Genomic DNA, 22969 nt, shown 5'->3' with positions numbered 1-22969 from the left:
GATTGCCTAGTCTGACGCGCCGTCACGACAGTCCACGGGCAAAACTGTTGCCTTTCTGTGATGTTTTTCCCGCAAGTACCCGGGATTTATGCGGGAATCGCCGTCAGAGATAGAGAGGCGCCCGCTCTCCCCCCGCGAAGCGCCGCAGCACGGCCGGATAGAGCTGATGTTCCATCACCAGAACCTTCGCGGCGAGGCTGTCGGGCGTCTCGCCCGCCGCGACCGCGATCTTCGCCTGACCGAGGATCGGCCCGGCATCAAGCTCGGGCGTCACTTCGTGAACCGTGCAGCCTGCCTCCGCGTCGCCCGCCGCGATCGCCCGCGCATGGGTGTGAAGGCCCGGATATTTCGGCAGAAGCGAAGGATGGATGTTCAGCATCCGCCCCCGGAAGGCTTCGACGAAGCGCGGGGTCAGAACGCGCATGAAGCCTGCCAGACAGACGATGTCGGGCCGCGCAAGGATGAGATGCGCCATCAGCGCATCCTCGAACCCGGCGCGGTCCTTGCCATAGGGCCGGTGATCGACCGCTGCGGTCGGAATGCCCAGCATCCGCGCCCGCTCGAGCCCGGTGGCGGACGGGTCGTTCGACGCCACCAGCACCGGCCGTGCGGGATGATCGCCTTTCATGCTGGCGGCCAGCGCCACCATGTTGGAGCCACCCCCGGAAATCAGGATGGCGATCCGCTTCACAGGAGCGCGCCCTTGTACTGAGCGCCCGCCCCTTGCACCACGCGCCCCATGGGCACCACCGTTTCTCCCATGCCTTCAAGCAATGCCTGCAGCGCAGCAGCCCGATCGGGCGCCACGACCAGCATCATGCCGATGCCGCAGTTGAAGGTCTTCAGAAGCTCGGGCTCGCTCATGCCCGCGGTCCCGGCCAGCCAGCGGAAGACCGGCGGCAGGGTCCAGGCCGAAAGGTCGATCTCGCAGGCCAGCCCTTCGGGCAGGACGCGCGGCGGGTTTTCGGTGAGGCCGCCGCCGGTGATATGGGCCAGGCCATGCACCCCGCCAGCGCGGATCGCGGCCAGCGCCTGTTTCACATACAGCCGCGTCGGCGCCAGAAGCGCCGCACCCAGAGTACCCTCGCCGAAGGGCGAGGCGGCATCCCAGCCAAGGCCCGACATCTCCACCACCTTGCGCACGAAGGAATACCCGTTGGAGTGAACCCCGTTCGAGGCCAGCCCCAAAAGCACATCGCCCTCAGCCACGCCCTTGGGCAGGTCTTCGCCGCGCTCCATCGCGCCCACGGCAAAACCTGCAAGGTCGAAATCGCCCTTATGATACATGCCGGGCATTTCCGCCGTCTCGCCGCCAATGAGCGCGCAGCCCGACTGTACGCAGCCCTCGGCGATCCCTTCGACGATCCGCGCCGCCTGATCCACCTCAAGCTTGCCCGTCGCGAAATAGTCGAGGAAGAACAAGGGCTCGGCGCCCTGGCAGACCAGGTCGTTCACGCACATGGCGACAAGGTCGATGCCGATCGTATCCAAAGTGCCGGTATCGATCGCGATCCTCAGTTTGGTGCCCACGCCGTCGGTAGCTGCAACGAGGATGGGATCGACATAACCCGCGCCCTTCAGATCGAACAAAGCGCCGAAACCACCGAGTCCGGACATCGAGCCGGCGCGAGAGGTCCGTTTCGCCGCCGGCTTGATCCGTTCGACCAGCGCATTGCCCGCGTCAATATCGACGCCGGCGTCGGCATAGGTGAGCCCGTTCTTGGTGGTCATGGCAATCCCCCGGAATCCGTCGCCGCCGCGATACCTGAAACCGCCAGTGGGGGCAACGCGCGATCAGCGCCGAAAGCGCGTCCGGGCGGCTTGTCCGGCTCCGACGCCGAAGGAAAAGCGCGATACTGGAAGGGCCGCAGCGACGTAGGCGCAAAGGATGACACCCATGATCACGCCGCTATCGCTTTCTTGTGCCAGGAATTCCTGCATCGCGATCCCCAGCAACGCGGCCAGCAAGAGACCCTGGATCGCCGCGAACCAGCCGGAATAACGCCATGCCTCCGGCGGTGTAGCCGCCCGGCCGAAGTGACGCCCGAAACTCATCCCTGCCACAAGTGCGGGAGCGACAAGCGCAAGGATCATGCATCCAGAAAAGATTAGCGCAGCGCCGGATCGGAGCGTGATTGCGCTCGCAACCAGTACCAGCGCCCCGGTCAGGATCAGCCCCAGCCCGTAGACGACAGTCACCCGCCAAAACCCCGGCATGAAAAGCCCTCCATCTTTCAGCATCTAGCCGTGCCAATCCGTTTTCGCAAAGACGTTGACCTCGTCCACGACCCGGCATAGTGAAACGACAGGTCGGGCCTGTAGCTCAATTGGTTAGAGCAGGGCGCTCATAACGCCTTGGTTGGGGGTTCGAGTCCCTCCGGGCCTACCAAGATAGCGCAACCCATGAATAGGGGCTGGCATTGCCGACGGGCGATGATCCTGACGCGCTCCTGATCTTCGGGTGAATAATTGTAGACTGTCCCAAACGTGAGCCTTCGGCGCTTCACTGAAACCGTGTGCCCGAAGCGAAGGAGATTGCGCGAGATAAGCCGCTCAAAAGTCACGATGTTCACTGGCTTTCTTTAGACTGTAAATTCACTTGCAAGGTTGTGTCACAGAGGCTCGTGGCCGGTGACAATCTCTCGTGGCCATGCCTCAGAGCTTGCTGGCACATGCCGAGGCGCAGGGACTTGACGGATCATCGATTCGAGCGCAACTATACTGGAGTATAGCAAGGTGAGCGCATGGCCCGGACTGCCCGTTACGATCTTCTGTTCGAGCCGGTCCGCATCGGCCCCAAGCTTGCGAAGAACCGGTTCTTTCAGGTTCCTCACGCCTCGGGCATGACCAATGCCAACCCGCATGTGCGCGCGGCCTTTCGCGGCATGAAGGCCGAGGGCGGCTGGGGCGTGGTGTCGACCGGCGCCTGTTCGGTTCATCCCTCCTCTGACGACAGCCCCTTTCCCTTCGCTTCGCTCTGGGATGCCTCAGATATCCGGGCACATGCGCTGATGACCGAAGCCGCGCATGAGCATGGCGCGCTGGCGGCGGTCGAATTGTGGCATGGCGGGGCGGCGGCGATGAACCGCACCACCCGCCATGCGGCGCTCTCGCCGTCCGGCGTGCCTTGGATGGCGACGCATCCGGGTTTCATCTCGGCCGCGCGGCCGAAGGTGATGGACGGGGGCGACATCCGCGACCTGATCCGCTGGCATGCCGAGGCGGCGGTGCGGGCCGAGGAGGCGGGTTTCGACATCCTTTATGTCTATGCGGGCATGGGCTACCTTCCCTACCAGTTCCTGCTGTCCGACTATAACAAGCGCGCCGACGCCTATGGCGGTTCGGTCGCCAACCGGGCACGGCTGACGCTCGAACTGATCGATGCCGTGCGCGAGGCGACGGGAGGGCGCACTGCAGTGGCGCTGCGCATCTCGCTTCAGGAATTGCGCGGGCGGCCGTCTGACAGGGCGGCATCCGAGGCGCATGAGGTGATTGAGGCGCTGAAGGACGCGCCCGACCTCTTTGACGTGAAGATGGATTATTCCGCCACCGATTGCGCGCCCTCGCGCTATGTCGGCGAGGGCAGCCACGAACCCACGGTCGATTTCGTCAAGGCGATCACCGACAAGCCGGTCGTCGGTGTCGGCCGCTTCACCTCGCCCGATACGATGGTGTCGATGGTCAAGCGCGGCGTTCTTGACCTGATTGGCGGCGCCCGGCCCTCGATCGCCGATCCATTCCTGCCGAAGAAGATCGAGGAAGGCCGCGAGGCCGAGATCCGCGAGTGTATCGGCTGCAATATCTGCATTTCTTCCTGGCACGATGGCGTCTGGGTCCGCTGCACGCAGAACCCGACGGCGGGCGAGGAATGGCGGCGCGGCTGGCATCCCGAGATCGTGCGGAACGACAGTGAGGGTTCTGTCCTGATCGTCGGCGGCGGCCCGTCGGGGCTCGAGGCGGCGCTGACGCTCGCCCGGCGGGGCTTTCAGGTTTCGGTCGCCGAAAGGGCACGGGAGTTCGGCGGGCGGCTTCTGTGGGAAAGCAGGCTGCCGGGCCTGCGCCAATGGTTCCGGGTCATCGACTATCGTCTCGGGCGGCTCCGCGAGATGGGGAATGTCTCGCTCTTCCCCGAAAGCGAGTTGACGGCGTCCGATGTGCGCGATTTCGGCGCCGACCATGTGGTGGTCGCAACCGGTGCGCGCTGGCTGAACACTCTCTGCAAGGACAGCGAGTTGCCGGGTGATCCTCTCATGGCGCCACGGGTCTACACGCCGGATGATATCGCCCGGGGCGCTGAGATCGAGGGACCGGTCGCGGTCTTCGATTTCGATAATTACTACATGGGTTCGGCCATCGCCGAGCATCTGGCGGCGAAGGGGCTTCAGACGACCTACATCACGTCTGCGGGCGCCGCGCAGGCCTGGGGGATCATGACCAACGAACAGCCCCATGTGCACCGCGCCTTCCTGAAGGCAGGAATCGCCTACCGGACACTGGAACTTGTGACGGGCTTTGACGGCGAGACCCTGCAGCTTGCGCAGATCTTCACCGGAGAAGCCCGAGCGATCGGCGCGCGATCACTCGTCGTCGTCGGCCAGCGCGCGGGTGGGTCGGCGCTTCATGACGCGCTTGCGCGAGAAGAAGGCCTGCCCTTCACCCTGTCGCTGACCGGCGATGCCAATGCCCCGGGCGCCATCGCCCATGCTGTCTATCAGGGCCATATGATGGCGCGCGGGCTTGGCCTGCCGCTCGGTGCGACGGATGCCCGCCGCGACGCGCCCTTCCCGCCGCCAGGGCTTCAGCCTCATCGTTTCGACGAGGCCGCTCAATGAGGCGCGGGCAAAATTCTTCGAAGAATTTTGCCAAGATTTTTCGAAAAATCTTGGCGCGCGAGAACCGTCGGCAGTCTTCGGGACAGGCAACATGAGCGCCCGCACCCGCCGTGCACCACGAAGCGCCGCCGCCATCCGGCAGGCGCCGTTCGGTCAGCGGCCAAGGCCCTACCGGCCGGTCGAGGTACTGAGCACCGATCAGGTCGAGGCGATCCATCGGACCGGCCTGACAATCCTTGCCGAAATGGGCATGCGCGTCCTCGACCCGTCCGCGCGCGACCTCTATGCCCGCGCGGGCGCGACCGTCGATGGCCAGACCGTCCGCCTCGACCCCGGCCTGATCGCCGAACGGCTGGCAACCGTGCCCGCCCGCTTCACCCTCGAAGCCCGAAACCCCGCGAAGAACCTGATCGTCGGCGGCGACCACTGCATCTATGCCGCGGTCGGCGGACCGGCCTATGTGATGGACAACGACCGTGGCCGCCGTGACGGCAGCTATGCCGAAATGTGCGACTATCTGCGCCTGATCCAGATGCTGAACGTCCTCCATCAGGAAGGCGGCGGCCCGTTCGAGCCGATGGACCTACCCGCGAACACCCGGCATCTTGATATCTACCGGGCCGAGATCGGGCTGCTGGACAAGAGCTGGCAGGGCCAGACGCTCGGCCGCGCCCGCACCATGGACGGGATAGAGATGGCGGCACTGTCGCTCGGCACCGATGCCGAGGGGCTGAAGGACCGCCCCGTCCTGATCGGCGTGATCAACACAAATTCGCCCTTGCAACTCGACATTCCGATGGCCGAGGGGCTGACTTGCATGGCCGAACATGGCCAGCCGGTCGCCGTCACGCCCTTCACGCTCGCGGGCGCCATGGCGCCGGTGACGCTCGCCGGGGCACTGGCCCAGCAGCACGCCGAGGCAATGGCAGGGATCGTACTGACGCAGATCGTCCGGCCCGGCTGCCCGGTGCTTTACGGCGGCTTTACCTCGAACGTCGACATGCGCTCGGGCGCGCCCGCCTTCGGCACGCCGGAATATGTGAAGGCCGCGCAGGCCTCGGGCCAGCTTGCCCGCCATATCGGTGTGCCCTTCCGGTCGTCGAATGTCACGGCGGCGAACGAGGTCGACGCCCAGGCGGCCTATGAGAGCCAGATGGCGCTTTGGGGTGCGCTCATGGGCGGGGCGAACCTTCTGGAGCATGCGGCGGGCTGGATGCACGGCGGGCTGACGGCGAGCTTCGAAAAGCTCATCCTCGATGCCGAGCTTCTTCAGATGATGGACGCCTATTTCACGCCCATCGACACGTCGCCAGCGGCGCTTGGCCTCGACGCGATCCGCGAGGCGGGCCCCGGCGGCCATTTCTTCGGCACCGCCCATACGATGGAACGCTACGAAAGCGCCTTCCACACGCCGCTTCTGTCGAACTGGGACAATTACCCCAACTGGCTGGAGCGTGGCGGCGTCGATGCCCGCGCGCGCGCCAACACGGTCTGGAAGCAGCTTCTGAGTGAGTATGAAGAACCAGCCCTCGACCCCGGCATTGCCGAGGCGCTCGACGATTTCGTCGCGCGCCGCAAGGCCGAGGGCGGCGCACCGATGAACTGAGGGGCAGATGGCAGATATCCGCGAGACATTCCCCCACGAGATCGAGATCGTCGAGAATGTCTTCGTGCCGATGGCGGACGGCACACGGCTCGCCGGAAAGCTCTGGCGCCCCAAGGGTATAGGCCCGGTGCCCGCGATCCTCGAATATCTGCCATACCGCAAGCGTGAAGGCACAAGACCACGCGACCAGAAGATGCACGCCTGGCTTGCCGGGCACGGCTATGCCTGCCTCAGGCTCGATATCCGCGGCACCGGCGACAGCGAGGGGCTGATCGACGACGAATATACCGTGCAGGAACAGGAGGATGGCGTCGCAGCCATCGACTGGATCGCGGCACAGGACTGGTGCGACGGGCAGGTCGCGATGTACGGCATTTCCTGGGGCGGCTTCAACGGATTGCAGATCGCGGCGCGCCAGCCGCCCGCGCTAAAGACGATCATCACCGTGGGTTCGACCGACGACCGCTACGCGACCGACGTCCATTATGTGGGCGGCTGCCTGTCGAAGGACAATTTCGACTGGTCCACCACCATGTTCGCCCATAACGACCTGCCACCCGACCCGGCGATCGTAGGCGAGAAATGGCGCGAGATGTGGATGGCACGGATCGCGCACAACAGCCCCTGGATCCTGCCCTGGCTGACCCATCAGCGCCGAGACGCCTACTGGAAACAGGGATCGGTCTGCCAAGACTTCTCGAAGATCACCATCCCGGTCTTCGCCGTCTCCGGCTGGGCCGACAATTATTCCGAGAGCGTCCCGCGGCTTCTGGCCGGTCTGTCCGGCCCACGCCTCGGCCTGATCGGCCCCTGGGCGCATTCCTTCCCGCACGATGTGGCTGTCCATCCGGCGATCGGCTGGCTGCAGGAAGTGCTGCGCTGGTGCGATCACTGGCTGAAAGGCCGAGCTACCGGCATCATGGATGGGCCGATGTACCGCGTCTGGATGCAGGAGAGCGTTCCTCCCGCGACTTGCTACCTCGACCGCCCCGGCCGCTGGGTGGCCGAGACAAGCTGGCCGTCACCCCGGATCGAAGAGCGGGTGCTCCACCTGAATGAGGGCGGCACGCTTGCATCGTCCGCCACGCCCCCTGCCCCGGCGCAGGTCTGCTCGCCCCTCTGGGTCGGGCTCGCGGCGGGCGAGGTCGGGCGCTATGGCGAGGATGCCGAATGGCCGCCCGACCAGCGTGAGGATGACGGCGGCTCGCTGGTCTTTGTCAGCGACCCGCTGCCCGAGCGCACCGAAATCCTCGGCGCGCCGCAGCTTCGCTTGCGCTTCGCCTGTGACAAGCCGCTGGCGCTCGTCGCCGTCCGACTGAACGATGTGAGTCCCGACGGCCGCTCGACGCGGGTATCGCTCGGGCTCCTGAACCTGACCCATCGTGACAGCCACGAACATGCAGCAGCGCTTGATCCGGGGCGCACCTACGACGCAACGGTGGATCTGGACGATATCGCGCACGCCTTCCCGGCGGGCCACCGGATCGCCGTGTCGCTGTCCACAACCTACTGGCCCATCGCCTGGCCCTCGCCGGAGCTTGCGACGCTCACGGTCGTCACCGGCGAGAGCCACCTGACGCTCCCGGTCCGCCCGCCCGATCCGGCGGACGAGGCGCTCCGGTCCTTCGACCCGCCCGAAATGGCCGCGCCCACGCCGACCATCGACCTGCCGGTCGAGACAAAGCACCATCGTACCGTCAGCCGTGATCTTCTGATCGGCGAGATGGTCGTCGACTTCCCGCGCTGGACCTATGCGAAGGAAATGCCCGACATCGGACAGACCGTCCGTTCCGACGCGCTCGCCCGCTACCGGATCATCGACAGAGACCCTCTGTCGGCCAGCTGCGAAACCGAGGCGAATGTGGTGATCGAACGCAAGGACGGCACTTTCGGTCATCATTCGACCGGGCGGCTGACCTCAGACACCAGCCATTTCCGCGTCGAGATGAGCCTGCGGATCACCGAGAACGGCGAGACGATCTTTGAGCGAACGTGGGACGAAAGGATCGCGCGCGACCATGTCTAGGAGGCCAGACCGCGACCCATGCTGAGATATGCCATCAAGCGCATCGGCCTTGCTGTCGTGATCCTCTTCACGGTGATGCTGGCGATGTATGCGATGGTGTTTCTGGTGCCGGGCGATCCGGCCTCGCTCGCGCTCGGGCCGCGGGCTACGCCGGAACTGAAGGCGCTTCTGCGCGAACGCATGGGGCTCGATCAGCCGGTCTTGTCGCAGATCTGGCATTTCTTCGCCAGCGCCGCGACCGGCGACCTCGGCTACGATGTCTGGTCGAAGCGCCCGGTGCTGGACCAGATCCTCGAATTCTTTCCCAACACGCTGATCCTCGGCGCGCTGGCGCTCGGCTGGGCGCTTGTGGCGGGCGTCGGCCTCGGCTGCCTCGCCGTCGTCTGGCGAGGGCGGATGATCGACCGGCTGCTCGGCATATTGTCAGTCAGCCTCATCTCAGTCCCGGCCTTCGTCGTAGCGATCTATGCGCTTCTCGTCTTCGCGGTCTGGCTTCGCTGGCTGCCAGCCATCGGCGCGGGAACGCCGGGCGATCTGGCCAGTCAGGCGAAAGCGGTGATCCTGCCCGCCTTCGCGCTCGGGCTCGGATGGGTCGGCTACATCGCCCGCCTCGTCCGCGCCTCGATGTTGGAGGTGATGGGTGAAAACCACATCCGCACCGCCCGCGCCTTCGGCCTGCCCGAAAGCCGGATCGTGCTGCGCTATGCGCTTCGCATAGCCATCATCCCGACCATCGCCATTCTGGCGGTCGGCCTCGGTTCCGTCCTCTCAAGCGCGGTCTTCGTCGAGACGGTCTTTGGCCGTCCGGGCATAGGTACCCTGATCACCGGCGCCGTGCAGAAGCGGAACTATCCGGTGGTGATGGGCACCGTCCTCTGCATGACCGCCTTCTATCTTGTCATCGTCACCACCGCCGATCTGCTGATCGCCCGGCTTGACCCGAGGGTGCGCGATGTTTTCCGGGGCTGACCGCAGCTTGCTCAGATCGCTCCTCAGCGACCCGATGGGCGCGCTGGGGCTGGCGCTCGTCCTTGTCTTTCTTGCCATGGCGCTGTTCGCGCCCTGGCTTGCACCGGCCGACCCGGTGAAACTTGACGTCAGCCAGAAGTTTCAGCCGCCGAGCCTCACCCATTGGGCGGGGACCGACCAGCTTGGCCGCGACCTGCTGTCGCGCATCATCTACGGCGCGCGTACCGCACTTTCGATCGCCGTCACTTCGGTCGGGCTTGCCGGCCTCATCGGCCTTCTTCTTGGCATGATCGCGGGCTACGGGCCACGCTGGCTGGATGCGCTTCTGGTTCTCCTCTTCGATTCCCTCTCCTCCCTGCCGATGATCCTCTTCGCGCTCGCCGTCATCACGGTGGTCGGCCCGGGCACGGCAACGCTCATCCTTGTTGTCGTCATTGTCTCGATCCCCGCCTATGCACGGCTGATCCGCGCCCAGACGCTGAGCCTCGCGGGCGCCGATTTCATCCAGGCCGAACGGGCGATGGGAGCGGGACCGGTGCGTGTCCTTCTCCGCCACCTCTTGCCCAATGTCGTCGGGCCGCTCGTCATCCTCCTGTCGATGGACATTCCCGTGGTGATCATGCTCGAAGCGGGGCTTTCCTACCTCAACCTCGGCGTCCGCCCACCCACTCCCTCCTGGGGCAATATCCTATATGACGGCTACACATCGCTGCGCTCGGCCCCCTACATGGTGCTGATCGCCGGCCTGCCGCTCGTTCTCTCCACCCTCGGCTTCACCTTCTTAGGCGAAGGGCTGCGCGATGCGCTCGACCCCAAGCTGCGCCACGGGGTGCCGCGATGACGGGGCCAGTCCTGCAGATCGACGGGCTGACATTGGACTATGCCGTTCCGGGCGGCAGGCTTCACGCGCTTCGCAATGTGTCGCTTTCTATCAAGAAGGGCGAGGTTCTCGGCATCGCCGGTGAAAGCGGCTGCGGAAAATCCACGCTCGCCGCAGCAATGATCGGCCTCACGGGCGCCAATGCCCGCCGCGTTGCCGGGACCATCCAGATCGACGGGCAGGACATGGAGGCACTGACCGAAGACGACCGCCGCCGCCTGCGCGGCCGCAAGATCGCCATGGTGTTTCAGGACCCGATGACAGCCTTCAATCCGGTTCTGACGATCGGCGCGCAACTGACGGATTTCCAGCACAATATCGACGGCGTGAGCCGCGCTGAAAAACGTGCCCGCGCCGAGGCGATGCTTTCCCGCGTGGGCCTTGCCGACCCCGGCCTGATCATGGGGCGCTACCCGCACGAACTCTCCGGCGGCATGCGCCAGCGCGCCGCCATCGCCGCCGCCCTGCTGCTTCAGCCCGAAGTGCTGATCGCCGACGAACCGACCACCGCGCTTGACGTGACGATGGAAGCCCAGATTATCCATCTCTTCCGCGAACTGCGCGACGATTATGACGGCGCGATGGTGATCGTCACCCACCATCTCGGTGTGATCGCCGAGCTTTGCGACCGGGTGGCGATCATGTACGCGGGCGAGGTGGTCGAGGAAGGGCCGGTGGACGCGATCTATCATCGCGCCCGCCATCCCTACACGCGGGCCCTGATGGCCTGCGACCCGGCGATGATCGTGGCACGCACCGCCCGCCTGCCGACCATCGGCGGCGCCCTGCCTGACCTGCGCGCCCCGCCGCCCGGTTGCGCCTTCGCGCCCCGCTGCCCGCTTGTGACCGGCCGCTGCCGCACTGACGCGCCTCCGGATGTCCAACTCACGCCCGGCCACCGCGCACTGTGCCACGAGGTCCGGCCATGAGCGCGCTTCTGTCGATCCGGGACCTGTCGGTCGATTTCGCGCTCGGTAGCTGGCTGGATATCGGCGCACGCAGGCAGCTCAACATCCTGACCGGCATCTCGCTCGATCTCGCGCCCGGCGAGACGCTCGCCATCGTCGGCGAAAGCGGATCGGGCAAGACCACGCTCGCCCGGGCGATCCTTGGCCTGCAACGGACGAGCGGCGGGACGATCCGTTTCGAGGGCGCGCCGCTTGCCGCCCCATCCGATTTCGCCCGCGTCCGCCGCCGCACGGCAATGATGTTTCAGGATGCGGTCAGTTCGCTGTCGCCGCGCATGGCGGTCGGCGAGGCCGTCACCGAACCGTTCGCGATCCACCGCGAACCGCTGACCGACCGCCGCCAGACAGCGCGCGACCTGCTGGCAGAAGTCGGCCTTCGCCCCGAAACCGCAAGCCGCTTTCCGCATGAACTCTCCGGCGGGCAGGCGCGCCGGGTGGGCGTCGCCCGGGCGCTCGCGCTCCGTCCCGCACTTGTCATTGCCGACGAACCGACGGCGGGGCTCGATGTCTCGGTGCAGGCCGAGATCTTGAACCTGATGGCGGAGCTGAAAGACCGCCTGTCGCTCAGTTACCTGATCATCACCCATAACCTCGCGCTTGTCCGCCACGTCGCCGACCGCATCGCGGTTCTCTATCTCGGGCGGCTGGTGGAGACGGGACCCAGCGAGACGATCTTCGCGCGCCCCGCCCATCCCTACACGAAAAGCCTGATCGCGGCCGAGCCGATCCCCGACCCGCGCCGCCGCCGCGCCGATCTGGCGATCAAGGGGGAAATCCCGAGCATCCTGCGTCGGCCTTCGGGCTGCGTCTTTCACACCCGCTGTCCGATCGCACAGAACCGCTGCCGTACCGAGGCCCCCGCGCTCCGGCGTGGCGACCCCACCCACGAATTTCGCTGCCATTTCGCTGATATCTGACCAAGGGAGGACGACATGAACTGGACGACCAATCGACGCCGTTTCCTCGCGACCGCAGGCGCGGGCCTCGCGGCCCTCGCTGCCAACCCCCGCTTCGCCTGGGCGGCGGACGGGGACACGCTCCGCATCCGCATGGATTCGGATTTTCAGGTGCTGGACCCCTGGGGGATCATCGGCGGCCTCGACGAGGTGATCCCGCGCTGCACCCAGGTCTCTCTCGTCCGGATGGGCGACATGCGCGAGGGCAACAACTGGGAGCTTTACGCCGCCGAGAAACTGGAATGGACCAGCGACACGAGCCTTGCCTTCACTCTGCGTGAGGGGCTGACATGGACCGGCGACTATGGGCCGGTGACGGCGGCGGACGTGAAGTTCAGCTATGAGAGGATCGCCGGGTCCGACAGCGCCTGGGCCTATCAGTTCGAAAAGCTGAAGGAAGTCGAGGTGATCGACGACCGGAGCGGCGTGATCCACCTGACCGAGGCTTTCGCGCCCTTCATTGTCGTCGCGATGCCCTATTACGGCGGCCATATCGTCTGCAAGGCGGCGGTCGAGGCGGCGGGCGGGCAATATACGACCGAGATCCCCGCCCAATGCGGCCCCTATCTTCTGGGGGCATGGGAACAGCAGCAGAAGGTCACGCTGAACGCCAACCCCGCCTGGGCGGGCGAGAAACCCGCTTTCTCGACCGTCGAGATCTACATCGTCGGTGACGATCAGGCGGCGCAACTCGCCTATGAGGCGGACGCGTTCGACTATACCCGCGTCACCCCCGGCGCGGTCGCGAAGCTGAAAGAGGCGATGCCCGCCGGTGCGACGCTGATCGAAGCGGAATCGACGCGTTATGTCTGGCTGACCATCAACCAGAATGCCGAACCGCTGAAGGACCTCCGCGTCCGGCAGGCGATCCAGTACGCCTATGACAGCGACGCCGTCTTGCAGGGTGCCTATGACGGGCTGGTCGCGCGGTCTGCGGGCGTGGTGCAACCCGGCACCGCCTTCGCACGCGAAAAGAACATCATCGCCACGCGCGATGTCGAGAAAGCCAAGGCGCTGCTTGCCGAGGCGGGCGCCGAGGGGCTGACTTTGAACCTCGTGGCGCTGACGGACTCGACCTCTCAGACCATCGCCCAGATCATCCAGGCAAGCCTTGGCGAAGCGGGCATCACCGTAGAAATCCAGCCGACGGAGGATGCCGCCTACTGGGCGCTCGGCGACAAGACAGCGGGAGATGATTACCTCTCGCTTGAACTCGTCCTGCAAAGTTTCGCGGGCGGCGTCGATCCGACCGAGAACCTCGTCTGGTTCCGGCCCGACCAGATCGGCGTCTACAACTGGACCTTCTTCGACAGCGCCGAATATGAAGACCTCTACCAGAAGTCACTGGTCGAGCGGGATACCGACAAGCGCCGGGCGATGTTCAACCGGATGGAGGATCTGATGGAGGAATCTGGCGATTTCGTCTTCATCTGCTTCGAGCCGCTGACCGCGCTTCATGATTCCGACCTGAAACCGGTGATCCTTGCCGACGGCCATCCCGATCCGGTACGGTTCACCAAAATCTAGGGTCGGACGTGGCGGTCACGCCGCGCGGGTGTTGAATGGTAAAGATCGAGCATGTTCCGAAATACACCCGCCTGACGGGCGAGGAACGCCGCGCCGAACTGGTGGCGGCGGGCCTCGCCTGCATGGCGCGCGGCGGCATCCAGGAGTTTACTGTCGACAAGATCTGCGCCGAGGCGGGCGTGTCGCGCGGGCTCATCACCCATCATTTCGGCTCGATGAACGGGCTTCTCGCGGCGGTCTATGCCACGATGTACCGCGCCGCCACCACGGCGCGCGACGATGGCAGACCGCATCTCTCGGCGCTTCTCGACGCCTTCTTCGCGCCCGAGGTCTTCAACCGCGACGCCTTGAACATCTGGCTGGCGCTTTGGGGCCAGGTGTCAGTCAATCCCGAGCTTGGCGCAGAACACCGGCGGCAATATGCGGCCTACCTCGCCGACGTCGCCTCTGCCATCGCCGAAATGGCGGCGGCCCGCGACCGTTCTGTGGCGGCCGAAGACCTCGCGCGCGCGCTTATCTGCATGGTCGACGGGCTCGGGCTGCAGCATTGCATCGACCCGCCGAGCATGAGCGCTGAGCGCGCCCGCGCGCTATGCCATGCGCTCCTGGAACCGCATCTCGGACCGCTCTGACCTTCAGCCATCGCTGCGGCGCAGATGCTGGATCAAGGTCTTGGTCAGCACCACCGCCACGACAATCGCCAGCAGAACTACGGAAATCGCCGCGATTGCCGGGTCGATATTATCCCTGAGCCCCATCCACATCAGCCGCGGCAGCGTCACCGCATTAACTGAGGTGATGAAGAGAGTGACCCCGATTTCCTCCCACGAGAGGACGAAGGTGAGAAACAGCGCGCTGAGAACCCCGAAGCGGATATTGGGCAGGATCACCTTCACGAGCCGCGTAAAGGTCGAGGCGCCCATCGACCGCGCGGCAAGGTCGATCCGCCGGTCAATCTGTGAAAGCGCGACCGAGATCAGCACCACGGCGAACGGCGCGATCATCACCGCATGGGCCAGAACCACGCCCGCGAACGTGTCGAAGGCGAGAAAGCTGTTCACCTTCGAAAGCGAGATGAGGAAGAAATAGAGCGTCAGCGCCGACACAACCGGCGGCGCCACCATCGGCAATAGCGCGAGGCCGAGGTAAAGCGCCTTGAAGCGCGGCTCGATCATCCACAGGCCCGTCGCGAACAAAGTGGCAAGGCCAGTCGAGACCAGCGCCGATACCAGACCGATCCGGATCGACAGCCAGGTGCCCGCCGCCCAGGCGGGATTGTCGATGAGCGACCGGTAATGGCGGAGCGACCATTCCTCGGTCGGCACGGACAGATAGCGGTTCGGCGTGAAGGACACCGGGATCACCGCGATGAGTGGCATCATGAGAAAAACCGCCACAAGCGCCGCAAGCACCGTGACGACCGGGCCGGGGGCCAGCGGTTTCATCGCACTCCTCCCGCCCGGCCCTGCCGCATCATTAAGGCCAGAAGCGCGCCGACACAGACCATCAGGATCACACTGACCGCCGCGCCGAGGCCCCAGTCCGGGCTCTGGAAGATGCGCAGATAGACCAGTTCCGCCGCCATCACGCTCCGCCCGCCGCCAAGGATTGCGGGGGTCACGAAGAAACCGAGTGCGAAGACGAAGACCAGAAGTGCCGCGCCCAGGACGCCCGCGCGTGTCATGGGCACCATGACTTGCCAGAAGATCCGCGCCCGCGAGGCGCCCATGCCCCGGGCCGCCATCAGCACGCGCTCGTCCAGGCCACGGAAGGTGGTGGCGAGCGGAAATGCTGCGAAGGGGATGAGGAAATGCACCATGCCGACGATGACGCCGAACTCGTTGCGGACAAGCGTCAGGGGTTGCCCCAACACACCAAGGCTCATCAACCAGCTATTCAGAAGCCCCTTGTTCGACAGAAGCGCGAGCCAGCCGAACGCCCGGGTCAGGACCGAAATCCAGAAGGGGATGAGGATGCAGAGTTCGACCAGAAGTCTCTGCAAGGGGCTGCCCCGCACCCACAGAAGCGTGACGACATAGGCCGCCGCGACCGATACGACCGTCACCACGGCGCAGATGCGCAAGGTCCGCCAGAAGACCGAGAGGACCAGCGGGTCAGTCAGCGCGGCATGATACTGGCCGAGGCCCGGCTCCGGCAGGGTCACGCTCCAGCGCAGCACGCCGAGGAAGGGCAAAAGGTAGGCAAGCCCCAGAAGGAGCATCAGCGGACCAAGAAGGGCGGCGGTGCGGGTCATCTTGCTGTCCGTCAGGCCCGCCGCCGGGGCAAACCGGCGGCGGGACAATCCTCAGGCCGACACGAGCGCAAGATAGGCGTCAAGCGCCGGGCCGTAGTTGGTTTCATACCAGCCCATGTCGAGTGCCACCTGCACCGCGGCATTGGCCGGATCGACCGGGTTGAAACGCGCCTCCTCGGGCGGCAGAAGCGAGTCAGCGGCTGGGTTCGCCGGCCCCTGCCCCAGCATCTTGAACATGACAAGCTGGCGCTCGGGATCCTGGGCCGAGGCGATGAATTTCATCGCATTCGCCGCCCCGCCCGGGTTGCCCTTGACCACCGCCATCGCGCCCGGCGCCAGAAGCCCCTGGTTCCAGGTGAAGGTGATGTCGCCGCCACTGTCCTGCTCGATCAGCCGCGCCCGCGTCGACCAGACAAGCGCCATCGACGCCTCGCCGTTCAGAAGCACCGACTGGCTTTCAGACCCACCGCCCCAGAAGGTGACGACATGATCCTTGATCGCCGCGATCTTCGCATGCGCGCGCTCCAGATCGATCGGATAGAGCTGGTCAGGCGCTACGCCGTCCGCCAGAAGGGCTGCTTCCCACATGCCAGCGCCCCATTTGTACATCGACCGCTTGCCCGGGAATTTCTCGACATCGAAGAAATCCGCCATGCTTTGCGGCGGGTTGTCGCCATAGGCGTTTTTGTCGTAGGCGATGATGTAGCTGTAGAAATAGGCCGAGGCGGCATAGTCCCAGCCGAAGCCTTCGCGCATCTTGGCCCGGTCGACGACGGCGTAGTCAATGGGCTCCATCATTCCCTTTTTACCCAAGGCCTCGGCCGAGAACGGATCGGCATCGACGATGTCCCATGCGGGATTGCCGCTTTCGAACTGCGCCTGGATCGAGCCTTCCAGCGGGCCGGACCCGTCCTGTTTCACGACGATCCCGGTCTCTGCCTGGAAGGGCGCGCCGTAGGCCGCGTCATAGGCCGCGCCCGCGTCGCCGCCCCAGTTGACGAAGACCAGCTCGCCCTCGGCTGCCTGCGCCATCGTGCCCCTGAGGCCAAGCGCGCTTGTCCCCAGCAAGAGCGCCGCGCCCTGCACGAAGCTGCGGCGGCCGATCGCGCCCGATTTCAGTTTTTCGGACAGGATCTCGAGCCCGTCCTTCACAAAAGGTCCATGCATGTCTCTCTCCCTGTTTGCTTCCTTTTGCCGCCGGGATGCCCCGACGGGTCGTTCAAAGTGCGAAGGCCCGGGTTTCGGGCCAGCTGAGCCAGACCGAGCTTCCAGGCATAAGTCCTTCAGGCAATACGCCGGTCGGCTGCCGCAGGATGAGCTGTGTGCCACCCGGGGTGGTCAGTCCCATCCGGGTTTCGGCGCCCTGATAGGTCAGGTCGGTCAGGCGCGCAGCGATGGCATTGCCCTTTGCCGGCTGGGTCAGATGCAGCCCCATATACTCCGGCCGAACGGCGATATGGTTTGTGGTCTTTGCGATGCCGTCGCAGGTCAGCGGCTGGCCCTCGAAACTCAGGCGCCCGTCTTCGCCGCCCACGGGCAATATGTTGATATCGCCCAGAAACTCCGCAACGAACCGGTTCGCGGGGCGTTCATAAACCTCTTCCGGCGGCGCGATTTGCTGCAGCCGGCCCTTGTCGAAGATCGCCACGCGGGTGGACAAAGCCAGCGCCTCGGACTGGTCATGCGTGACGAAGACGAAGGTCGTGCCCGTCTCGCGGTGCAGGCGCTTCATCTCTTCCTGCATCTGCCCGCGCAGGTTCTTGTCGAGCGCCGAGAAGGGCTCGTCCAGCAGAAGAACCGGCGGCCCGTAAGCGAGCGCCCGGGCCAGCGCCACCCGTTGCTGCTGGCCGCCCGAGAGAGCTGAAGGGCGCTTGTGGGCGTGGCCGTCGAGCCCGACCATCGCCACCATCTCCTCGACCCGGCGGGCGACATCGGCGGCGCTGCGTTTCTGAACCCGAAGCGGAAAGGCGATGTTGTCGGCGACGGTCATGTGGGGGAAAAGCGCATAGCCCTGAAAGACCATGCCGAAGCCCCGCGCCTCGGCCGGAAGGCCGGTCACATCCTGCCCGTCGACCCAAAGAGAGCCTGAACTGGCCGCTTCAAACCCTGACAGAACCATCAGAAATGTTGTCTTGCCGGAGCCGGAGGGACCGAGCAGGGTCAAAAACTCGCCACGGCCGACCGTCAGGCTCACCCGCTCGAGCGCCGTGAAGGCGCCGAAAGTCTTAGTTATTGATTTTGCTTCGATTTCCGAAGCTTTTCCTGACAGCGCCATGCATATCCCCCTGAGGGTGATTAAGGGCCGGGGCTGACGCCAAGGCAATCGAATTGTTTTGCCCTCATCGGCGAATGAAATTTCTCATTCGCCCGGGCACCCATCAAACCACAGTCAGCTCCTCGCGCAGCCAGGTGCGGAAGGCGACGACCGGGGGCGTTCCAGCCTTGGTCTCAGGCACCACCATGTAATAGGCGCGCGGCGAACGGATCGCGAGATCGAAGGGCCTGACAAGCGCGCCCGACGCCATGGCGGCGTGGCAGATGAACTCGTCGCCCATGCAGATGCCTTGGCTCGCCAGCACCGCCGCATAGACGAGGTTCATGTCCTGAAATAGGATGCCCGTGCGCCCCGCCTCTTCGCCGAGCCCCGCGAGGTCGCACCAGCGCATCCAGTCCTCGTGCGAGAAGAGATGCAGGAGGCTAGCCCCGGCCAGATCCTCCGGCCCGTCGAGGCCACCGAGGCGGTTCAGATAGGCGGGGCTGCAGAGCGGGGTAAATTCAACCTCTTTCAGCAGCTCCACCTCCATGCCCTGATGGGCGCCAAGGCCGAAGGAAACGAAGACATCGACGTCGGGATTGGTGACGTCGTCAAGCCTGCGGGGCGTGACGATGGACAGCGCGATGTCCGGCGCGCGGTCGGTGAACCGGCCTAGTTTGTTGCACAGCCAGGACGAGGCGAAGCCGGGCGGGCAACTGACGGTCAACGTCCCGGTCAGGCCCCTGCCCGCCTGACGCTGGGCCGACCCCGCCAGCGCGGACAAGGCCCGGCGCACGTCCTCGGCATAGGCCAGACCCTGAGGCGTCAGCTCGACCCGGGTTCCGATCCGGTCCATCAGCCTGAAGCCCAGATCGCGTTCGAGAAGCCTCAGCTGGTGGCTCACGGCGCTGCGGGTCAGGTGCAGTTCGTCCGCCGCCTGCCAGACCGTGCCATGGCGGGCGAAACTGTCGAGCGCGCGCAGCGCCTGCATCGAGGGGATACGGGCCATCGGTCGTCTCCTTCGCTCGCCACCTTAGCGCACGGCTCCGCCCCCGCCAGTCCCCCTGTCAACCCCTTGGTGAAAATCATTTGCCGAGCGCGGGAAAAGGTTTCACTACCGCTCGCGCCGACGGGACGTGTAGCGATGGGGCAGGACCTGTCCCGCATGCGTGTGCCTTCCGTCCCGCATCCGTCCCGACAGCGTCCCGACATTCGATGACCGCCCGCGAGGGGAATGACGTGACCGCCGCCGCCTTATCCATCGCCCAGAAGGATGCGCTCGCCGCCGTCGACGCGCGGTCGGGTGATCTGTCGGACTGGTGCGCCACGATCTTCGAGTTTGGCGAAACCGCCTGGCGCGAATACCGGTCCGTCGATTGGTATGTCGCGCGGCTACGGTCCGAGGGTTTCACAGTCGAGGTAGGCTCGGGCGGCATGCCCACGGCCTTCTGCGCCGACTGGTCGAACGGGGACGGGCCCATCATCGGCATGTATGGCGAATACGACGCAGTGCCCGGCAATTGTCAGGCGGCCACCACCCGCCGCGCGCCGCGCGACGGTTTGGGGTTTCAGGCGGGCGGCCATACCGACCCGCATTCGGGGTTGGGCATAGGCGCGCTCGGCGGGCTGCTGGCAACCAAGGCGGCGATGGAGAAGCACGGGATCAGGGGAGGCCTGCGGTTCACCGGCGAACCGGCCGAGAAGGTCCGGGGGTCGAAGCCGATCCATGCGGCGCAGGGCTATTACGATGGCCTCGCCGCGATCCTGTCGTTCCACCCGTTCTACATGCTGCCGATGTGCAACACGGTCCGCTGGGATACGCATTGCGGCGCGGCTTACGCGATGATCTACCGCTTCATCTGCGATGCGCCCGAAGGCTGGGGCCGGGCAGATGGCGCGCCAATCCCGCAATCGCATTCGGCGGTCAGGGCGCCCGGCGCGAATGACGCGCTGATGATCATGTACCAGTCCTCGAAGTCGCTGCGCGAGGCGATGCTGCCGCATCAGGGTGGCTGGTCGGTATCGGAAGCGATCCTGACCGCCGGGCAGGCGACAGCGGACAACCTGCCCGCGGGGCTGGCCGAAATCCAGTACATGATGCGGACGCCGACGGTGGCGATGGCCGAGCAGATCACAACCGTCCTTGACCGCAACGCCGAGGCCGCCGCGATGATGTCGGGGTGCCGGTGGGAACGCCATTGGGTGTGCAAGTCACGCCCGGGTCTGGCTAATCACGGAGTGGCGCGGGTAGTCTGGGAGGCGATGCAGGCCGTCGGTGCCCCGCGCTGGAGTGATGCGGCGCGGGAGGTCGCGCGGGAGATACAGCGCGAGCTGGGGCTCGCCCCGATGATCAACCCGTTCATCGACGAGATGGAACGTCTGGTCGATCCCGAGGAAGCGGAAGCGATCCTGCGCCACGACCTGCCGCCGTCGCAGGCGAATTCCACGTCGGACGATTACACCGACATGTGCTGGCATGCGCCGACCGCGCGCTTCTACATCGCGCGGCCCGCGCTGAAGGCGCCCGATGGCTTCACCTACCCGAACTGGGTGATGAATGCGCTTGGTGGCATCCCTTCGACCATCGACCCGATGGTCGTGACGGCCGCGAAGGTGCTGGCCACCTCGGCCCTGCGGCTGTTGGAAGACCAGGCCGCGCGCGACGCGGCTATGGAGGAATTCAAGTCCCGCACCGGCGGGGGGATCGGCGGCCGGGCCTGGGTGGCGCCTTTGTGCGACTACCCGCCGCCGATTCATTTCCGCTGGCCTGAATATGTCGAAACCACACGCGGCCGCGACTGGTGGATTCCCTCCGCCATGCCCGGCGCCTGAATGAGGATGTGAGAAATGGCTCTGGACCGCCTGCCCCATGCCGAAGGCTTTACCCTGCAGCGCCGCAATCCGAAGGGCGGCACGAAGCCCCTGTCCTACTGGGGGTTCCAGAACGAGACCGATCCGCTGACCGACGTGCTGCTGGGCTCGCCCGCCTATCTCTACCACCGCGCGACCTCGAGCCTGTCGCGCAAGCATCTGCGCGAGGCGCCCTGCGATATCCAGATGGCCCAAGGCCAACATGCCGAACTGGTCTCGGCCTATGAACATTTCGGCGTGAAGGTGCATATGTTCCCGGCCGAGCCCGAACTGACCATGCAGGTCTATGCGCGGGATTCCAGCGTGATGACGCCTTATGGCGCGGTCATCACCGCGATGGCCAATTGGTGGCGGCGGGGCGAGAATTACGCCGCGATCCGCGCCTATGAGGCGATGGGCATCCCGATCTACGACATGGTGACGGCGGGCACGTTCGAGGGCGGCGATTTCAACGTGATCGAGGAAGGCTGCGTGCTGATCGGCTGCGGCGGCGCGCGCACGCAGGAGGAGGGCGCGCGTCAGGTTGCTGGCTGGTTCGAGAAGGAAGGCTGGGAGGTCCGGCTGGCCTTCATCGACGAATATTACGTCCATATCGACCTGATGGTGGTGCCTGTGGCCGAAAAGCTGACGGCGGTGTGCCTCGCCTGCACCGACCCCTGGATCGTCGACTGGCTGAAGGCCAAGGGGCACGAGATTCTTGACGTGCCTTTCCAGGACACGATGGCCTTGGGCTGCAATTTCATGAGCCTCGGCAACGGCAAGGTCATCGCGCCTGCTGCCTCGAAAACGCTGGTCGGGCAGCTTCGGGCGCGGGGTTTCGAGGTAGCGGAGGTCGAGACGGCAGAGATTTCCAAGACCGGCGGCGGAATCCATTGCATGGCGCAGGCGCTGAGGCGCGCAAGGTAGGGCGATCCGAAATCTTTCGAAGATTTCGGACCGGAACCTTTGAAGGTTCCGGCGGCGGCGCGGATCGGCTAGGAGGGCGTGAAAGTGGAGGCAGACATGTCCGACAGATCCTATCGTTTCACCCATGCCATCGTGCGCGCGCCCGCCGATAGCGCGACCGCGGGCCTCCGCGCCGTCGACAGCGGTGCGCCGGACATCGCGCTGATGCGGCGCCATCATGCGGATTATGTCGCAGCGCTTCGGGGCGAAGGGGCTGTAGTTGTGGAACTGCCAGCGCTGGAGGCCTTTCCCGATGCGCAGTTCGTCGAGGATACCGCGCTCTGCCTGCAGGAGGGCGCGGTGGTGATGCGGCCCGGCGCGCCGTCGCGGCTGGGCGAAGCGGCGGAAATGGCGCCAACGCTTGCGCGTTTCTACGACGAGGTGCTCAGGATCGAAGGGCCGGGCACCATCGAGGCGGGCGATGTGCTGACCACCGAGACGGAAATTCTTGTCGGCCGGTCGGCCCGGACCGATGCGGCGGGGATCGCCGAGATGGCGCGGCTGGTCGCGCGTTGGGGCTACCGGGTGCGGGAGCTGGAAACGCCGCCCGGGGTTTTGCATTTCAAGACCGACTGTTCGCTTCTCGACGCTGAAACCATCCTCTCGACCGAACGGCTTGCCGCTGCCGGCGGCTTCGACGGTTACCGGGTGATCCTGACCGCCGAGGGCGAGGAAGCCGCGGCCAATGCCATCCGCTTCAACGGCGCGGTCATTGTGCCCGACGGTTTTCCGCGCACTGCCGAAAGGTTGGCAAAGGCAGGCTACCGCGTCGTTTCGGTCGGCAACAGCGAATGCGCCAAGCTTGATGGCGGCATGTCCTGCCTCTCGCTGCGCTTCTCGCCGCCCAAGGCGGGATAGGGCTTGCCTGGCCTCTGGCCGCC

Annotated in this window: 20 protein-coding genes and 1 tRNA gene; 13 read left to right on the top strand and 8 right to left on the bottom strand. The window is 65.5% G+C overall.

The features are described from left to right. Positions 1–103 precede the first annotated feature (103 nt). The 3 genes from purN to OU426_RS10575 form a co-directional block, all read right to left on the bottom strand. Entirely contained in the window at positions 104–691 is a 588-nt protein-coding gene (gene purN / locus OU426_RS10585) for a phosphoribosylglycinamide formyltransferase (RefSeq protein ID WP_267633951.1), read from the bottom strand. Then, entirely contained in the window at positions 688–1731 is a 1044-nt protein-coding gene (gene purM, locus OU426_RS10580) for a phosphoribosylformylglycinamidine cyclo-ligase (protein WP_267633950.1), read from the bottom strand. The genes purN and purM overlap by 4 nt, the downstream gene beginning before the upstream one ends. Positions 1732–1794: 63 nt before the next feature. Beyond that, positions 1795–2217 (bottom strand): ABZJ_00895 family protein, encoded by a 423-nt coding sequence (locus OU426_RS10575; protein WP_267633949.1) that lies wholly within the window; start codon positions 2215–2217, stop codon positions 1795–1797. Between the two features lie 95 nt (positions 2218–2312). Between OU426_RS10575 and OU426_RS10570 the strand changes: the two genes are divergently transcribed. The 10 genes from OU426_RS10570 (at position 2313) to OU426_RS10525 (ending at position 14396) form a co-directional block, all read left to right on the top strand. Then, positions 2313–2389 (top strand) — tRNA-Ile (locus tag OU426_RS10570). 355 nt (positions 2390–2744) lie between these two features. Continuing rightward, positions 2745–4832 carry an oxidoreductase gene (locus tag OU426_RS10565; protein WP_267633948.1) on the top strand — a complete coding sequence of 696 codons (2088 nt, stop codon included), beginning with the start codon at positions 2745–2747 and terminating at the stop codon, positions 4830–4832. Between the two features lie 91 nt (positions 4833–4923). Beyond that, entirely contained in the window at positions 4924–6438 is a 1515-nt protein-coding gene (locus OU426_RS10560) for a trimethylamine methyltransferase family protein (RefSeq protein WP_267633947.1), read from the top strand. A 7-nt stretch (positions 6439–6445) separates the two neighbouring features. After that, positions 6446–8464 (top strand): CocE/NonD family hydrolase, encoded by a 2019-nt coding sequence (locus OU426_RS10555; protein ID WP_267633946.1) that lies wholly within the window; start codon positions 6446–6448, stop codon positions 8462–8464. An 18-nt stretch (positions 8465–8482) separates the two neighbouring features. Beyond that, positions 8483–9433 (top strand): ABC transporter permease, encoded by a 951-nt coding sequence (locus OU426_RS10550; RefSeq protein WP_267633945.1) that lies wholly within the window; start codon positions 8483–8485, stop codon positions 9431–9433. A gap of 7 nt (positions 9434–9440) precedes the next feature. Then, complete coding sequence (locus tag OU426_RS10545; protein WP_267633944.1) at positions 9441–10274, top strand: ABC transporter permease; 834 nt, start codon at positions 9441–9443, stop codon at positions 10272–10274. Then, positions 10271–11242 (top strand): ABC transporter ATP-binding protein, encoded by a 972-nt coding sequence (locus OU426_RS10540; protein WP_267633943.1) that lies wholly within the window; start codon positions 10271–10273, stop codon positions 11240–11242. Before OU426_RS10545 ends, OU426_RS10540 begins: the two co-directional genes overlap by 4 nt. Continuing rightward, a complete protein-coding gene (locus OU426_RS10535) occupies positions 11239–12198 on the top strand; it encodes an ABC transporter ATP-binding protein (RefSeq protein WP_267633942.1) in 960 nt (319 codons plus the stop codon). The genes OU426_RS10540 and OU426_RS10535 overlap by 4 nt, the downstream gene beginning before the upstream one ends. Before the next feature lie 15 nt (positions 12199–12213). Then, positions 12214–13764 carry an ABC transporter substrate-binding protein gene (locus OU426_RS10530; protein WP_267633941.1) on the top strand — a complete coding sequence of 517 codons (1551 nt, stop codon included), beginning with the start codon at positions 12214–12216 and terminating at the stop codon, positions 13762–13764. 35 nt (positions 13765–13799) lie between these two features. Next, positions 13800–14396, top strand: coding sequence for a TetR/AcrR family transcriptional regulator (locus tag OU426_RS10525; RefSeq protein WP_267633940.1), 597 nt, complete (start codon positions 13800–13802; stop codon positions 14394–14396). A gap of 3 nt (positions 14397–14399) precedes the next feature. On the opposite strand, the gene OU426_RS10520 is transcribed toward OU426_RS10525, so the two are convergent. The 5 genes from OU426_RS10520 to OU426_RS10500 all read right to left on the bottom strand — a co-directional run bounded on the left by OU426_RS10520 (position 14400) and on the right by OU426_RS10500 (position 19281). Next, entirely contained in the window at positions 14400–15209 is an 810-nt protein-coding gene (locus OU426_RS10520; protein ID WP_267633939.1) for an ABC transporter permease, read from the bottom strand. Beyond that, positions 15206–16018: an ABC transporter permease gene (locus OU426_RS10515; protein ID WP_267633938.1), complete on the bottom strand. Its 813-nt coding sequence runs from the start codon at positions 16016–16018 to the stop codon at positions 15206–15208. Before OU426_RS10515 ends, OU426_RS10520 begins: the two co-directional genes overlap by 4 nt. 51 nt (positions 16019–16069) lie before the next feature. Then, positions 16070–17185 carry an ABC transporter substrate-binding protein gene (locus OU426_RS10510; RefSeq protein ID WP_267633937.1) on the bottom strand — a complete coding sequence of 372 codons (1116 nt, stop codon included), beginning with the start codon at positions 17183–17185 and terminating at the stop codon, positions 16070–16072. A gap of 52 nt (positions 17186–17237) precedes the next feature. Next, positions 17238–18293, bottom strand: coding sequence for an ABC transporter ATP-binding protein (locus OU426_RS10505; protein WP_267633936.1), 1056 nt, complete (start codon positions 18291–18293; stop codon positions 17238–17240). Positions 18294–18396: 103 nt separating this feature from the next. Next, a complete protein-coding gene (locus OU426_RS10500; protein WP_267633935.1) occupies positions 18397–19281 on the bottom strand; it encodes a LysR substrate-binding domain-containing protein in 885 nt (294 codons plus the stop codon). Positions 19282–19487: 206 nt separating this feature from the next. On the opposite strand from OU426_RS10500, the gene OU426_RS10495 reads away from it, so the two are divergent. From OU426_RS10495 to OU426_RS10485, 3 genes are all read left to right on the top strand, one after another. Beyond that, entirely contained in the window at positions 19488–21104 is a 1617-nt protein-coding gene (locus OU426_RS10495; protein WP_267633934.1) for a zinc-binding metallopeptidase family protein, read from the top strand. A 15-nt stretch (positions 21105–21119) separates the two neighbouring features. Next, positions 21120–22049, top strand: a complete 930-nt coding sequence (locus OU426_RS10490) for a dimethylarginine dimethylaminohydrolase family protein (RefSeq protein ID WP_267633933.1) — start codon at positions 21120–21122, stop codon at positions 22047–22049. Positions 22050–22145: 96 nt separating this feature from the next. Continuing rightward, on the top strand, positions 22146–22946 hold the full coding sequence (locus OU426_RS10485) for a dimethylarginine dimethylaminohydrolase family protein (protein WP_267633932.1): 801 nt from the start codon (positions 22146–22148) through the stop codon (positions 22944–22946). The last annotated feature ends 23 nt before the right edge of the window (positions 22947–22969 follow it).

Origin of the sequence: Frigidibacter sp. RF13 (assembly GCF_026626305.1) — a bacterium.
In the GTDB taxonomy this organism is placed as follows: domain Bacteria; phylum Pseudomonadota; class Alphaproteobacteria; order Rhodobacterales; family Rhodobacteraceae; genus TMP-24.
Note: the sequence above shows the minus strand (reverse complement) of the source record. Positions and strands in the feature narration are given on the sequence as shown.